The following is a 15,329-nucleotide window of genomic DNA, read 5'->3' as shown; positions in this document are numbered from 1 at the left end:
TAGTAGTAATAATGGTTATTAATTGCGATTAAATGGCTGAATTGAAGCGAATTCGATCAAAGCGTCACCGTTATTTTCTCAGCGAAAATAACGGTGAAGCAGAGTAGGTTAATTGAGCTTAAACTGATTGATCATTTGCTGTTGTTGCATGGCCAGTTTGGAAAGCACTTCGCTCCCCTTAGCACTTTCTTCAGCGTCCTGTAAGCCAGATTCAGCAGTGTCAGCAATTTGCTGAACGGACTGAGATATTTCCATGCTCACAGCGGTTTGCTGTTCTGCTGCCGTGGCGATGCTGATAGACATTTGTCGAACTTCGCCTAATTGACGGACCATTTCGCTCAGGGAGTCTCCAGCTTTGACTGTCTGAGCAACACTGGATTGTGCTTCCTGACGGCTGCTATCCATAATTTTTACCGCATCAGTCGCGCCGGACTGAAGTTTGTCTATCATTACCTGAATTTCCTGGGTGGAATTCTGGGTACGGCTGGCAAGGTTACGTACTTCATCAGCAACCACTGCAAAGCCGCGGCCCTGTTCTCCGGCCCGGGCGGCTTCAATAGCTGCGTTCAGGGCCAACAAATTCGTCTGACCAGCGATGTCTTCAATGACTTCCAGAATCCGACCAATATTCAGGCTGTCCTCATTAAGCTGGTTAATTACCCGTCCGGTACGGTCAAGCTCTTCCGCAAGAGCGTTGACCCGTTCTATGCTGTGCTGCATAAGTTCCCGATTGCTGTTAGCAGCAGTATCAATGTCGGTAACCTGCTGCTGAGCCAGTTCTGCGCTCTGGGCAACTTCTGAAACCGTTGCGGACATCTGATGGATAGCCGTTGCTACCTGAGTTGTCTGCATTTGCTGATCATTCATCATGTTGTGGGTGCGATGGCCAATATCAGAAGCTTGCTGTGCCGAGTTACTGATCTGATTAGCAGCTGTATGGATCTGACGAATGACATTCTCCTGCTTATCTACCAGCTCGTTAACCCAGCGAGAAAGCTGACCAAATTCATCCTTAGATGTGACAGCAAGGCGTTGAGTCAGATCACCATCGGCAATAACGCGGAGGATATTCATAATACGACGCATTGAATTACGGATATTGCGACTAACCCAAACGCCGATCGTGATGGCAATCAGTACTGAGAACAGACTTATAACTATGTTGGTTGTCTGGTTGATGTTTACTTGCTGTTCGGCGTCACCGGCGACTTGAGCAGCCAGTACTTGTGCATCCTGCATCAGTTGCTCTAATGCCTGGTTGCTGGCGTCGGCACTTTCGGATAACTGCATGACAAGATTTGCTAATTCAGCATCGAGAAGTACTTTCTGCTTATGTAATTGGGTCAGTCCTGCAACATCGTTGGCAGCCTGCTCTATAGGACCTGTGTATTTCTTCAGATCGGGGGCGATGGTATTACCGCTGTCGATCATTTTCTGCAGCCGGGTATTGAGCGCCAGAACACTATAGCCATAGCCTTCAGTCGCAAAAGATTCTTCAATAGGTGTGATTTGTTCTAAAAGCGTGGTTTTCAGAAGAGTGTTAAATTCAACTTCGACCGCTTTGAGATTTTCTTTCAATTCTCGGCCGCTGCTTTTTTCGGTTTCTGAAATACCGAAAGTAATGAGTAATTCTATGTCATTAAAAAATAAATGTATTTCGGTGCGTAGGTCCTGTTCAGCCTGTTCCAACTGTGTGCTTAGTTGCAAATATTGCTGATGATCAATTAGTGCCTGTTCGGCGGACAAGTAATAACTGTCGGTTTTACTGTCCAGCTGATTAATAGTATTGCTTACTTCCGGATAGGTTTTGGCATACTTCAGTAATTGTTCGCGTTGCTGCTGATACTGCTGGCGCTGCTGTTCAAAATTGTCCTGATAAAGTGCCAGGGTTTCAGTATCAGTGCTGTCCAGATACTGCAGCATAGACTTATTTGAAGAAAGCAGTGACACAGCCATCGCTGAGCTGCGAACAATGATAGGTGTTATTTCATCGTTAGTGATTTCGAGCTGATGATTTACCTGACTGAGACCACGATAGGATGAGGCACTTATAATCAATAGCAAGATAACCAGTAAGGCGAAACCACCGCCAATACGTTGCGTAACGGTTAAGTTCATTATTGTTTTAATCCTGTTATGCAAAAATTATTTTATTGATCGTAGCCTTATCCTTAACCCCACGATTTTAATTATCGTCATCAACAACGGAAAATACTTTTTCCTGATTCGATAAAATATTGCATCGAGTATATAAAGATCGTTTTGAGAAAAGAAAAACATCACATGTCAAAATGGTTAGTCGTCATATAAAAAGACGATAAATTCAATTTAGTGTCGTAAAAACACAAAATCTCTTTAGATAAACTTATACGTTGTTTTAGAAAAAATAAATAATGGCTCTGTCATCAAAAGTTAACAGTTATGCTGTCTGCAGCGTATTGAGGCGCTAGCGTGGAGTTATATTTATGATGCTAAGTGATTTAAGGTGATAGCACTAAATATTATGCGGATTAAAAAGTAAAAATACGGTGAGTAATAAGCAGGAATTTTAGTTGTTAATATGTTGCCTCGCTGGTTTTTTAAAATATGTTAATCAGTTTGTTTTTGTCTATATTTTAAGGTTAATGAATAAACAATTTTCGTAGCCTGTTTAATTTATAGATCCCTATTATTTGATAGGGCTGGATTTATCTGTACGGCTATCGGGATATTTGTGCTTCAGCCTGTAGCTAAGCTTAGCTACGGGCTGAAGTAGTGGATTGAATCAGGGAGCTGAAGAGAAGAACCGTTACTATTCGAATTCAATCCAGGTGGTTTTCAGCTCGGTATAATCATCCATCGCATGCAATGATTTATCCCGGCCATTACCAGATTCCTTAAAGCCGCCGAATGGTACAGTGACATCACCGCCGAAGTAGTTATTCACGCCCATGGTACCTGTCCGAACGGCTGCTGCTACTATGTGAGCAGTGTTTATATTGCTGCTCCAGACTGCGCCTGCAAGGCCGTACGGGGAGTCATTGGCTATTTGAATAGCATCTTCCATATTTTCAAATGGAATTGCGGCAACAACAGGGCCAAAAATTTCTTCCCGGGCGATACGCATCTGATTATTCACATTTTTGAAGATAGTTGGCTGATGATAAAAACCGCCATTACCCAGATCAACAGCTTCACCACCGGTCAGCAGTTCGGCACCTTCTTCAAGACCAACTTTTACATAGCCCTGAATGGTATCCAGCTGTCGCTGATCAATTATCGCTCCCATGCTGGAATCCGGATCCAGTGGGTTACCTGGTTGCCAGCCTTCTGTATAGGCCTTTACCTTTTCAAGAAATTCATCGTAAATAGAGGCTTCAATTAATAACCGGGTACCGGCGGTACAGGTTTGTCCAGAATTAAAAAAACCGGCTACTGCGGCCATCTGAGCTGCTTTTTCCAGGTTAGCATCCGCAAAAACAATATTGGCACTTTTGCCGCCCAGTTCCAGAAAGGTTCGTTTCAGGTTGGATTGACCGGAATATTGCATCAGCAACTTACCGACAGCGGTCGAACCGGTGAAGGTCTGGCCATCGATACCCGGGTGGAGACACAGATGCTGACCGAGAACCGGTCCGTCACCTGGCAACACATTAAGTACGCCGTCCGGTAAACCGGCTTCTGTTGCCAGTTGTGCGATACGCAGTGCTGTTAATGGTGTCTTTTGGTCTGGCTTCAGGATTACCGAGTTGCCGGTTGCCAGTGCAGGTGCCAGCTTCCAGGCAGTGGTAGACAGTGGAAAATTCCAGGGAACAATTGCCAGAATGACGCCGAGAGGTAACCTGGTCACCAAAGCTAAGCAGTCTTCGCTAGTTGGTGCTATCTGTTCATACACTTTATCGACTGCTTCTGCGGTCCAGCGAATCGTGGTTATAGCGCCTGGCACATCCACATTCACCGTGTCTGAAATTGGCTTGCCTGCGTTCAGGCATTCCAGTAGCGCTAATTCTTCGCTGTTTTCTTCGAGCAATTCTGCCCAGCGAATCAGGATTTTTTTGCGTTCAACTGGTGGTAGTTTAGACCAGCAGCCCTGCTCAAAGGTTTGTCGGGCTATGTTTACCGCCAGGTCTGCATCCTCAGTCCCGCAGTCGGATACTTCACCAAGGCTAAGGTTATTCGAAGGGTTGATACAAGCAAGTGTTTTACCCGACATAGCCGCAATATTTTTGCCATTAATAAAAGCTTTTGAGGGGATGGTCAGGTGTTCAACCTGCTTGTTCCAGTCGGCTAAGTTCATGTATTCACCTTGCATATATTCTTTTTTAAAATTGAATGATGCTTCGGATAATAAATGAATTAAGGGCTGAAGATATACCCCGGCCGGGGTAGGTTTAGTTGTTTTCGAGTTTTTCCAGTTCTTCCATATAAGCATCCAGAATCAGATTTGGGCGGGCACCTTTACGGGTAATTGCGGAAAACTCTGTATAGAAAAAGCGGCTTTGTGGCTGAATACTGCGCATGCGTTTTTCACGTACCCAGCGGGCAGCAAAGTGGGTCGGTAAAAATCCCAGGTATTCGCCGCTAAGAATCAGAAATGCGATGCCCTCACGATCAGTGGAGCTGGCACTGGTTTGCAGATCGGTATGCTGGCTTCTGGCTTCAACACTCTGTGGATAAGCTGGAATAACGGTATTTGCTTCAGTGAGCTGCTGAGGAGTGATGCGCCAGTCTTTCATGTCATAAAGAGGGTGCTCATCACTGCAGTAAAGTAACGATTGCTCATTGTATAGGGGCGTATAGTTGAGGCCGGTGAGTGTACGAATATCGGGAACAACTCCTACATGGAGACGGCCTTCCAGTACCGCCGATTCGATTTTGTTAGGTGGGATCATACGAATGTTGATCACGACATCCGGTCCACGTTGCTTGAGTTTGGCCAGTGCCCGGGTAATACGCATCTGAGGTACGGTCACCATATTATCGGTAATGCCGATATTCAGTTCACCTTTGAGCTCGGTATTGATGGCGTTGATCTGGGAACGAAAGGTTTCCAGATTGCTGAGCAGTTGCAGGCTCGCCTGATAAACCTGCTCTCCCTGTTCGGTAACCGAGAAACCTGAACGGCCCCGCTGGCAGAGTTTCATTTCCAGTAAGCCTTCCAGCTCATTCATCGCGAGGCTGATCGCCGGACGGCTGATATTCAGCTCGACTTCTGCTGCGGCAAATCCGCCGTTTTCAATGACCGCTTTATAGATACGAAGTAAGCGAATATGTGCATCGCCGATTTGTCTCGGCAGGCGTGAAACGGGTTGGCTCATAGCAATGCCTTCAGGAGTAATTTGTAGGTAAATCTTTTAGGTAAGTATTAACTTAACTTAAGTTTATAAAATATGAATTTAATAAACTATCATCATCGCCATAATGAAGTCATCACTATTTGAGTCGTTTTTAACCGGAGTGTTGTATGACCAACAACAACGATAAGCTTGCAGGACTCTCACAGGCGCAGCTTGATGCGTACTGGATGCCTTTTACTGCTAACCGTCAGTTCAAAAAAGACCCGCGGATGATTGTATCTGCTGAAGGGCGCTACTATACCTCAGCAGATGGCCGCCAGATTTTTGATGGCCTGTCTGGATTATGGACCTGCGGTGCCGGTCATTGTCATCCTAAAATCACCGAAGCAGTCAGCAAGCAGCTGGGTGAAATTGATTATTCACCGGCTTTCCAGTTTGGTTATCCGAAGGCTTTTCAGCTGGCGCATAAAGTCACTGAGTTAATGCCGGAAGGTCTGAACCGGGTTTTCTTTACGGACTCGGGTTCTGAATCGGTTGAAACGGCTCTGAAAATAGCCCGTGCTTACTGGCGCAAAAAAGGTATGGCCAGCAAAACTCGCTTTATCGGTCGTGCTAAGGGTTACCACGGTGTGAACTTCGGTGGTATCAGTGTTGGCGGTATAGTTGGTAACCGGGCGCTGTATGGGCAGGGCGTTGAGACGACACACATCTCACATACTATGTTGGCAGAAAATCGTTTTGTGAAAGGCATGCCTGACGAAGGCGCTTTTCTGGCGGAAGATCTTGAAGCACAGATCGCCATTCATGATGCGTCGAATATCGCCGCGGTGATTGTTGAGCCATTGGCTGGTTCTGCGGGCGTTATTCCACCGCCTAAGGGTTACCTGCAGAAGTTGCGTGAAATTTGTGACAAGCACAATATTCTGTTGATCTTCGATGAAGTTATCACCGGTTTTGGCCGGATGGGTTCATACACGGGTGCTGAAGAGTTTGGTGTAACACCGGATATGCTGACCATTGCTAAGCAATTGACCAACGGCGTTGTACCTATGGGTGCAGTGGTTGCTAAGCAAGAGATTTACGATACATTTATGGCTGAAGGCGGCAAAGAGCATATGCTCGAATTGCCACACGGTTATACATATTCAGGCCATCCTGTGGCTTGTGCTGCAGGTCTTGCTGCACTGGACTTACTGGTGGAAGAGAAGCTGGTTGACCGTGTTCAGTCTGCTGCTCCTCAGTTCCAGGAATTGTTGCACAGCCTGAAAGGTGCCAAGTATGTGACTGATATTCGCAACTATGGTCTGGCAGGAGCAATCACGATTGAGTCTGCACCGGGTGATCCTGCTGTGCGCCCATTTGAAGTGATGCTTAAGTGCTGGGAGAAAGGCTTCTATGTACGTGCCGGTGGCGACACTATTCAGCTGGGCCTGCCATTCACCACTGAAGTACAGGAAATGGATGACATTATTAACGCGTTGGGCGACTCATTAGCAGAGCTGGACTGATCAGCAGTCTGCGTTAAAAAATATAATAATCGGCCTGTTGTTGCTATAGCCAGCAGCAGGCCAGTGCATAATTGAAAAACAGAATTTAGGAGTCAGTAATGACAATCGTAGGACATCTGATTAACGGTGAAGTACGCACCGATGCAGCTCGCACTCAGGACGTTTTTAACCCGGCAACAGGTCTGGCAACCAAGCAGGTAGCGCTGGCAGCGAAAGAAACTGTTGAAGAAGCGATTGCCGCAGCGCAGGCAGCTTATCCTGCATGGCGTAATACGCCAACAGGCAAGCGTGCGCAGGTTATGTTCCGTTTTAAAGCATTGCTGGAACAGCATGCGGATAAAATCTGCGAAATGATCGGTGATGAGCACGGTAAGATTTCACATGACGCTGCCGGCGAACTACAGCGCGGTATCGAGAACGTTGAATATGCATGTGGTATCGCTGAATTACTGAAAGGCGAGCACAGCCGTAATGTGGGTCCGGGCATTGATTCCTGGAGTGAGTTCCAGCCGCTGGGTGTGGTTGCCGGTATTACGCCGTTTAACTTCCCTGCGATGGTACCACTGTGGATGTACCCAATGGCGATTGCCTGCGGTAACACCTTTATCCTGAAACCATCTGAGCGCGATCCTAGCTCGACACTGTTCATTGCGCAGTTGTTGCAGGAAGCAGGCCTTCCAGACGGCGTTATGAACGTTGTTAACGGTGATAAAGAAGCGGTTGACGTGTTACTGACAGATCAGCGTATCAAGGCAGTTAGCTTTGTTGGTTCCACACCGATTGCGGAATACATTTACAGCACAGCTAATGCTAACGGTAAGCGTTGTCAGGCTTTGGGTGGCGCGAAGAACCACGCGATTGTTATGCCAGATGCTGATATGGATAACGCAGTAAACCAGCTGTTAGGTGCTGCTTTCGGTTCTTCCGGTGAGCGTTGTATGGCGCTGTCTGTTGCGGTTGCTGTTGGCGATGCCGCAGCTGACGCGTTGGTTGCAAAAATGCAGGAGGCGATGAAGCCTCTTAAAGTGGGTGCAGCGACTGATAGCAGCAATGATTTTGGTCCGGTTATTACTCGTCAGCATCAGCAAAAAGTTGTCGGTTATATCGACAGCGCTGAGCAGGATGGTTGTAAAATCGTAGTTGATGGCCGTAATCCTCAGGTTGAAGGTTATGCAGAAGGTTTCTTCGTTGGTGCAACCCTGATCGATGGCGTAACCGCTGAGATGCAGAGCTACCAGGAAGAGATCTTTGGGCCGGTATTGCAGGTGGTTCGTGCCGACAGTATGGAAGCCGCTATGAAGCTGATCAACGATCACGAATACGGAAACGGTACCTGTATATTTACCCGTGACGGTGAAGCAGCGCGTTACTTCTCCGATAACATTGAAGTAGGTATGGTGGGTATTAACGTACCGTTGCCAGTACCTGTTTCTTATCACAGTTTCGGTGGTTGGAAGCGTTCATTGTTTGGTGATTTACATGCCTACGGTCCAGACGCAGTGCGCTTCTACACTAAGCGTAAGACTATCACTCAGCGCTGGCCTTCCAGCGGTGTTCGTGAAGGCGTATCTTTCGCTTTCCCAAGTTGATTTGTTAAACAGTTAATGTCACAGGTTTGATTTTATAGATCCGCTGACAATAGATATAACGGTACAGATGAAAGTCTGTGCCGTTTTTTTATGTCCGGTATATGGGATTAATTTAACGCAGGCGTTCAGTTAAGCTCTTCCTATCTCGTCTTTGCATGCTAAAATCCATGGCCTTTGGGATTGTCTGAGCGATTTATTGACCCTGTATCTGAAATTTTTATCTGGAACTACTTATGTCTGAATTACCTGCCAATGAAAACGACAAGCCGAAAAAAGCCCGTCGCCGCTCGGTGATTCGTGAAAATCATGAGGCCAGAATTTTACAGGTAGCAGAAGATCTGTTTGCGCATAATGGTTTCAACGGTACTGCTGTAGACAGCATTGCTGAAGCTGCCGGGATGTCTAAACAGAATATGCTGTATTACTTCCCGTCTAAAGAGATCCTTTACCGCCGGGTATTGCAGCAGATTCTTGATCTCTGGGTCGAGAAGATGGTGCTGTTGCTGGATCAGGATGGTGGCGAGCCTGCTGAAATTCTGGAGAACTATATTCGTCGTAAGGTGGATATGTCCCGCACGCACCCGAACGGATCTAAGGTATTCGCCAACGAGATCATTAACGGTGCACCGTACCTGAAAGAATATCTGCAGGATAATCTGATAGATTCGCTGGAGAAGGATGTTGCTCTGGTACGTAGCTGGATTGCAGATGGCAAGATGGATCCCGTTGATCCGTATCACCTGTTTTTTGTTATTTGGGCATCAACGCAAACCTATGCGGATTTTTCGACTCAGATCAGTCTGGTGATGCAAAAAGATAAGTTGGATGATGGTGATTATCAGGGCGCCAGTGACTTTATTGCCCAGGTGATATTAAAAGGTGTTGGGTTACGCTAGGCGGCTCATGGGATCTGAAGAATAACAGCGCCATAGGCGCTGTTTTTGTATCTGATCAATTTTCTCTAAAAACCTTGATTAGAAGCCTTACGCAGAAAGCTCGGTTAGATTCAGCGTACTTCTATTGCAGCAAATTTTCTTCGAATGGAAATTGAGAAAGTATCTCTATTCCGGTTTCCGTGACCAGAATTTGTTCTTCTAGCTTTACCCCCTGCGAACCATTTTCAGCACCTATGTAGCTTTCTACACATAATGTCATGCCCGGCAGAATCGTGCCGTCATAACCCGCGTCAGGATAGTCAGCATGATGATACAGGTATGGGTATTCGCCGGTCATACCGACACCGTGGGCTGAAAGGTAATAACGATTTTTGTGATATTGCGCCGGAATATTCCAGGCTTTGTCAGAGTATTCTTTGAAGCTCATTCCAGGATGAATAATGCCTATATTGTTTTGTATTTGTTCGTAGGCCAGTTTATACAGGTTTTTTTGTTCTTCTGTTGGAGCGTTCGGTCCAACATGAAAAGTACGGGAAAAGTCTGAATAGTAGCCATGACAGCCGACTACATCTGTATCTAGGGCAATTAGTTCGTTGGCCTGAATTTTTTTGCTGGCCGATTCCTGAAACCAGGGGTTGGTTCGGTTACCTGAGCTGAGAAGCCGGGTTTCAACGTAGTCTCCATTATTCGCTATGATCGACTGATGAAGTACAGACCAGAGCTCATTTTCGGTAATTCCCGGGCGAATGGCATCGCGTAATTTGGCGACTCCTTTCTCGGTGGCGCGAAGTGATGCAACTATACATTTCATTTCTTCAGAGGATTTAATGCAGCGAGCCATTTCAATTGGCTGTTGAGCATCAACAATTCTCGCGCCCATGCTGGCCAAAGCGATCGCAGTGCCGGCGTTCATCCGTTCCATTCCTATGGTGGCGTCTGGTCCGGTTATCTCATGTATACAGGTCAGCATATCTTTTGCCCACTGCTGTTCCCGGACGGCGATATCAAAGCCGGCGGCAACAAAGCTGGCGGTGGCAGACGTCCGTACTTCATCGATGGTTTCAATACCTTCAGCCAGGTGTTCGCAGCCAGTGAATTCAAAAAGAATGTTTTTCGCTTCAGTTACTAACAGATAACGTGAAGGTGCATTTCGGGAACAGAAAATCTGCATGTTTCGCGCGCCACTGGCGTAACGAATATTGACCGGGTCTGAAATGATCAGAGCGCCAATGTGGTACTTGCGCATTTGCTCTCTGACCCGTTGCAGGCGATAACGGCGTACAGCAATAAGGTCTATGCCTTTACTTTCCGGTGCCTGATCCAGTAAGTGGAGACCTGAAAGATCGGTTCGTTCAGCGTGCCAATCGAGCATAGTCATAAATAATTCCTGATTAGATAACTTCTTCTTATTATTGTTTGAGAGTACTGATGATCCGGATATATTGGCTATCATCATTCATAGAGTGAGTATAAGAGCTGTCTTTTAGCGGCACATTAGCTATCTGCTTATGAATTAGGATAACTTTTAGTTATGAGGGTTTATGAAAAGGGAACTGGTTAGGGCGTCAGAAAAAAGTTTTCGCCATCGTATGCCTGCACTGCATAGTCTGATGATATTTGAAGCGGCAGCGCGCTATATGAACTTCACTCAGGCAGCAGAGGAGTTGCATGTATCTCAGGCTGCGGTGAGTAAGCAGATCAAATATCTGGAAGAGTTTTTTGGTTTTGAGTTGTTCCACCGAAATGGCCGTAAGGTGCTTATTACGGCGAAAGGTGAGCAGCTGCGTAGTAGGGTTAGTGCGGCACTGAATTATCTGGCTGATGGGATTGATGAGTTGCAGGGGCTGGAGCAGGGGGAAAGTGTCACCATCGCTGCCAATTCTGCAGTATCTCAGTTTTGGTTGAACGGCATGATCAGTGAGTTTTATCTGGAGCACCCGCAAGTAGATTTGAATGTCAGGTTAATCAGCTCAGACCGTACGCCGGATTTATTTGCAGACGATATAGACCTTAATATCGCTTATGACCCGGGACAGCGTATTGGCTGGAATGTTGCTGAGTTATTTGGTGAGGTTTTGTTTCCTGTTGCCAGTCCGGAATATCTGCAGCGTACGGCGTGTAAAGTGGAAGAGGTGGCTGAGCTGCTTAACTATGAATTATTGGATTTCGAACGGATAGAGCCTAACTGGATTAACTGGAAAGTTTGGTTCAATGCTTTAGAAACAGGTTTGTCAGTAAGAAATACCCGGCGATTCAGTAATTATATGGTGCTGATGGATGCGGCACGACGTGGGCAGGGGATTGCATTGGGAACGGCCCAGTTAGTTGATCAGCAACTGGCTGAAGGCAGTCTGCACAGAGTAGGACGTCTGGAAGTTAAATCCGGGCGCAGTTACTGGTTAGGGGTGAATGAAAGCCGGGCGGAAAGGCCCGGCTTACAGATGTTCTATCATTGGCTGTTACTTAAAATGTCTATTGCATAAGGTAGCGATTACATCACCCGGTTAGTGCGCATAAAGGTGCACTCCGATTTAGGGCCTGTTTCGTCTGCATACAGGGTCATACCTGACTTCAGACAGATCGACAGGTTCATATGCGATGCTTCAGTTTCTGCCGGCAACAGATCTGCAATGACTGCCTTTTCATCCAGTAATTCCTGTTCGGTTTTGTTGAGCATTTCACGACTGTAATCGTTGATCTCAAAACCAGGCACTATTTGGTAACGGCCATAATTACAGCGAACCGGAAATGAATAGAAGATACCTTTCTCGATGCCGTAGCTACCGTCACTGAGTATTCCCATGCTAACAATTTCTCCGGGTGCAGTGCCCATACACCAGTCATGCATCTGGTTAACAATAGCCTGAGCTGCAGAGGCAGCGCTGGAAAGGCCTCTGGCCTGAATAATTTCACCGCCCCGTTGCTGAACTTTAGGAATGAACTGTTCGCGATACCACTCCTGATCTATCTGTTGCAGGGCAGGTTTACCGTGAATGGTTGCGTGATGTAAGTCCGGATATTGAGTAGGAGAATGATTACCCCAGATAATAATATTCTGGATGTCCAGCGAAGAGGCTCCTGTCTGGCTGGCGAGAATACCTTTCGAGCGGTTGTGGTCAAGCCTGGTCAGGCAGGTGAACTGTGACGGGCTTAAATCCGGTGCATTACGGCTGGCAATCAGTGCGTTAGTGTTAGCGGGATTACCGGTAATCAGTACTTTTACATCTCTGCTGGCGTAGTCATTAAGAGCCTTACCCTGACGGGCAAAGATTTGTGCGTTTACTTCTAACAGATCGCTTCGTTCCATGCCTGGTCCACGTGGGCGTGCACCGACCAGTAACGCGTAATGACAACCTTTAAAGCCTTCTTCTACGGTGTCATGCAAAGTGACGGTGTGCAGTAACGGATAGGCACAGTCTTCAAGTTCCATAGCTACGCCGCGTAGAGCCTCAATTGCTTCCGGAATTTCAATGAGTTGTAGAATGACCGGTTGGTCTTTTCCCATCATTTCGCCAGCTGCAATTTTAAATAACAGGCTATAGGCAATGGCGCCGGCGGCACCTGTAACAGCAATACGAACTGGCCTTCTCATTTTTTACCTCTGAACGTCTGTGGGGTATAGACGTTTAGCCTACTACTTTTGTATGACGCTAAGAAGGCAGTAACCAGATAATTTTTTTTATAATACGGTAAGGCTTTGTAATACTCAGACTCATATTTCCACTGCTTTTAGCAGTTGCGTGTAAATCTTTTTTGCCTGTGGTTGCTTGATTTCTATGGAGTGTAGGCGAGGTGGTAAGTTAACTAAGTTGTCTTGTAAGTCAGATTTTAGATTGAAAACGGCGTTTGAGTTTTTCACTATCTGAAGTGTTTAGTTTCTAAGAACATGATAGCGATTGAAGCAGATAGCTCATATTGAGCTGTTGGTGACTAATATTCTTTGACCAGAAAGATGCCGGCAGCAATCAACAGTACACCTAATATTCTCGGCAGGGTTATCTCTTGCTGGATATACCCCGCGGCCCCGAAATGGTCCAGCGCCAGAGACATTATAATCTGGCCAGCTATTACCAAAGCTAAAAGAGTAGTTGCACCCAGTTTAGGTGCGAAGAAAGCCATACAGGTTACAAAGAAAGCGCCCATCAGGCCGCCAGTCCAAGCTGAAGCAGGGGCTTCCTTTAATTGCATAATGCCTGGCCATGGTAGTCGCATCACTAAAAATATACTCAGTAATACCAGTGTCCCCATCACAAATGAAAAGCCCGATGCCCAGATTGCATGTCCGCTTGCCCGGGCTAGCTGAGAGTTGATGCCTGCCTGTAACGGCAGCATTGCGCCCGCCATAAAAACCAGAAAAATACTTAGCCAGACCATATCGTTTCCCTGAAGGTAATTGTTGCGGCGCCATTATAGTGTTTTCGCTGTAAAGATAAATTTTGCAGTTTTCAGATAGTGAAGTTTGCCTTGTTGTGGGTATCGGATATTAGTTGTTGGTAGCTGCTATGTGAGGGTTTATGATCGATGAATTCTGGATGATGAGAGGTTAGCATGGCGGGAATTACCGAGCTGAGTACTGCGCAGGCGCAGAAGCTGGTATTGCTGGCGCAAGGATTACACAGGCCTTGTGGTAAGGGCGTAAACGGAGTTTTACAGGCGATTGGCCAGTTAGGTTACGTGCAGATTGATTCGATATCGGTCATTCAGCGTGCACATCATCATACCTTATGGAACCGGGTAGCTGATTATAGTCAGGAGCATCTGGACGCGTTATTGGCAGAACGGAAGGTATTTGAATACTGGTCCCATGCTGCTGCTTATTTGCCAATGAGCGACTACCGTTTCAGTTTGCCGCGTAAACGTGCAATTGCAACCGGGGATAAGCACTGGTTTGATCGTGATGATCGTCTGATGCGGGAGATTAGAGGTCGAATAGCGTCAGAAGGTCCGTTGATGGCCAGAGATTTTGAGCATCCCCGCCGTGAGAACGCTGGCTGGTGGGATTGGAAACCGGCGAAAAAGGCGCTTGAACAGCTATTTATGGAAGGTGAGTTGATGGCAGTGGAACGGCGTGGCTTTCAGAAGGTTTATGATCTTACTGAGCGCGCTTTGCCAGCTGAAGTGGATACTTCAGTTCCTGATGAGGGTGAATATTTACGCTATTTGATCACCCGCTATTTATCGGCTAATGCCTTCGCAAAGCCAGAGCATTGCTGTTACTTATTAAAGGGGATGCTGCGTCCGATCAGGCAGAAAGTCGCCGAAATGTTGGCGGAAGGTAACCTTATTAAGCTGCGTATCGGTGGCAAAAAAAGCTCTGAAGAGTATGTGGCACTGGCAAATGTAACGGACGATCTGGCGAAGCGTATTCCGGCTGATCAGGTGAGAATACTGTCACCTTTCGATAACTTGCTGATACAGCGTAAACGTACCCAGGCGCTGTTTGATTTCGATTATCAACTGGAGTGCTATGTGCCGGAAGCCAAGCGTCGCTTTGGATATTTTGCTTTACCTTTAATGTCCGGGAGGAGGTTTATCGGACGTATGGATGTAAAAACTGATCGTAAAGAAGGTTGTATGCGTGTGCGGCATCTACATTTTGAAGAGTCAGTATCTGAGGACTGTCTGGATGCTCTGTGTGCATCTTTACAGACTTTTATGGCATTCAATCATGTGGCGGATTTTCGAATTGAAAAGCTGACAGGGATGAGTTTGTCTGTTGTAGAGTTTGCAAAGCGTTTGCAGATTTAACCGTTACTGACTAGCTTCCATCTGTGCCTTGATCAGGTAACCGATAGTACACAAGGAGGACGTACCAGTAGTTTCAACTGGCTCTCTCGCCAAGTAGCAGGCACAAAAAAGGCGCGTAAAACGCGCCTTTTCTAATCGCAGAGGATGCTATTACTTCTTAGCTTCCATCTGTGCCTTGATCAGGTCACCGATAGTGCACAAGGAGGACGCACCAGCAGTTTCAACTGGCGTTCCCCAAACAGCAGGCACAAAAAAGGCGCGTAAAACGCGCCTTTTCTAATCGCAGAGGATGCTATTACTTCTTAGCTTCCA

At 46.6% G+C, this 15,329-nt stretch carries 11 protein-coding genes; 5 read left to right on the top strand and 6 right to left on the bottom strand.

Annotation, left to right across the window (positions count from 1 at the left end):
- Positions 1–108: 108 nt before the first annotated feature.
- The 3 genes from OCU49_RS16180 to OCU49_RS16170 form a co-directional block, all read right to left on the bottom strand.
- Entirely contained in the window at positions 109–2,118 is a 2,010-nt protein-coding gene (locus tag OCU49_RS16180; protein ID WP_261841589.1) for a methyl-accepting chemotaxis protein, read from the bottom strand.
- 673 nt (positions 2,119–2,791) lie between these two features.
- Positions 2,792–4,276, bottom strand: coding sequence for an aldehyde dehydrogenase (locus OCU49_RS16175; protein WP_261841588.1), 1,485 nt, complete (start codon positions 4,274–4,276; stop codon positions 2,792–2,794).
- A gap of 94 nt (positions 4,277–4,370) precedes the next feature.
- Entirely contained in the window at positions 4,371–5,297 is a 927-nt protein-coding gene (locus OCU49_RS16170; RefSeq protein ID WP_261841587.1) for a LysR family transcriptional regulator, read from the bottom strand.
- Positions 5,298–5,443: 146 nt separating this feature from the next.
- Between OCU49_RS16170 and aptA the strand changes: the two genes are divergently transcribed.
- The 3 genes from aptA to OCU49_RS16155 all read left to right on the top strand — a co-directional run bounded on the left by aptA (position 5,444) and on the right by OCU49_RS16155 (position 9,269).
- Positions 5,444–6,784: an omega-aminotransferase AptA gene (gene aptA, locus OCU49_RS16165; protein WP_261841586.1), complete on the top strand. Its 1,341-nt coding sequence runs from the start codon at positions 5,444–5,446 to the stop codon at positions 6,782–6,784.
- 98 nt (positions 6,785–6,882) lie between these two features.
- The gene (locus tag OCU49_RS16160) at positions 6,883–8,373 is read left to right on the top strand and encodes a CoA-acylating methylmalonate-semialdehyde dehydrogenase (RefSeq protein WP_261841585.1); all 1,491 of its coding nucleotides are present in this window, start codon (positions 6,883–6,885) and stop codon (positions 8,371–8,373) included.
- Positions 8,374–8,606: 233 nt separating this feature from the next.
- On the top strand, positions 8,607–9,269 hold the full coding sequence (locus OCU49_RS16155; protein WP_261841584.1) for a TetR/AcrR family transcriptional regulator: 663 nt from the start codon (positions 8,607–8,609) through the stop codon (positions 9,267–9,269).
- 121 nt (positions 9,270–9,390) lie between these two features.
- Here OCU49_RS16155 and OCU49_RS16150 read toward each other — a convergent pair whose 3' ends face one another.
- Positions 9,391–10,647 carry a M24 family metallopeptidase gene (locus OCU49_RS16150; RefSeq protein ID WP_261841583.1) on the bottom strand — a complete coding sequence of 419 codons (1,257 nt, stop codon included), beginning with the start codon at positions 10,645–10,647 and terminating at the stop codon, positions 9,391–9,393.
- A 163-nt stretch (positions 10,648–10,810) separates the two neighbouring features.
- Between OCU49_RS16150 and OCU49_RS16145 the strand changes: the two genes are divergently transcribed.
- Positions 10,811–11,752 (top strand): LysR substrate-binding domain-containing protein, encoded by a 942-nt coding sequence (locus OCU49_RS16145; RefSeq protein ID WP_261841582.1) that lies wholly within the window; start codon positions 10,811–10,813, stop codon positions 11,750–11,752.
- 8 nt (positions 11,753–11,760) lie between these two features.
- Here OCU49_RS16145 and OCU49_RS16140 read toward each other — a convergent pair whose 3' ends face one another.
- Complete coding sequence (locus tag OCU49_RS16140; RefSeq protein WP_261841581.1) at positions 11,761–12,861, bottom strand: malate dehydrogenase; 1,101 nt, start codon at positions 12,859–12,861, stop codon at positions 11,761–11,763.
- 338 nt (positions 12,862–13,199) lie between these two features.
- A complete protein-coding gene (locus tag OCU49_RS16135) occupies positions 13,200–13,643 on the bottom strand; it encodes a DMT family transporter (RefSeq protein ID WP_261841580.1) in 444 nt (147 codons plus the stop codon).
- A 174-nt stretch (positions 13,644–13,817) separates the two neighbouring features.
- Here OCU49_RS16135 and OCU49_RS16130 point away from each other — a divergent pair, with 174 nt between their 5' ends.
- Positions 13,818–15,017, top strand: coding sequence for a winged helix-turn-helix domain-containing protein (locus OCU49_RS16130; protein WP_261841579.1), 1,200 nt, complete (start codon positions 13,818–13,820; stop codon positions 15,015–15,017).
- The last annotated feature ends 312 nt before the right edge of the window (positions 15,018–15,329 follow it).

Origin of the sequence: Aliamphritea ceti (assembly GCF_024347215.1) — a bacterium.
In the GTDB taxonomy this organism is placed as follows: Bacteria; Pseudomonadota; Gammaproteobacteria; order Pseudomonadales; family Balneatricaceae; genus Amphritea; species Amphritea ceti.
Note: the sequence above shows the minus strand (reverse complement) of the source record. Positions and strands in the feature narration are given on the sequence as shown.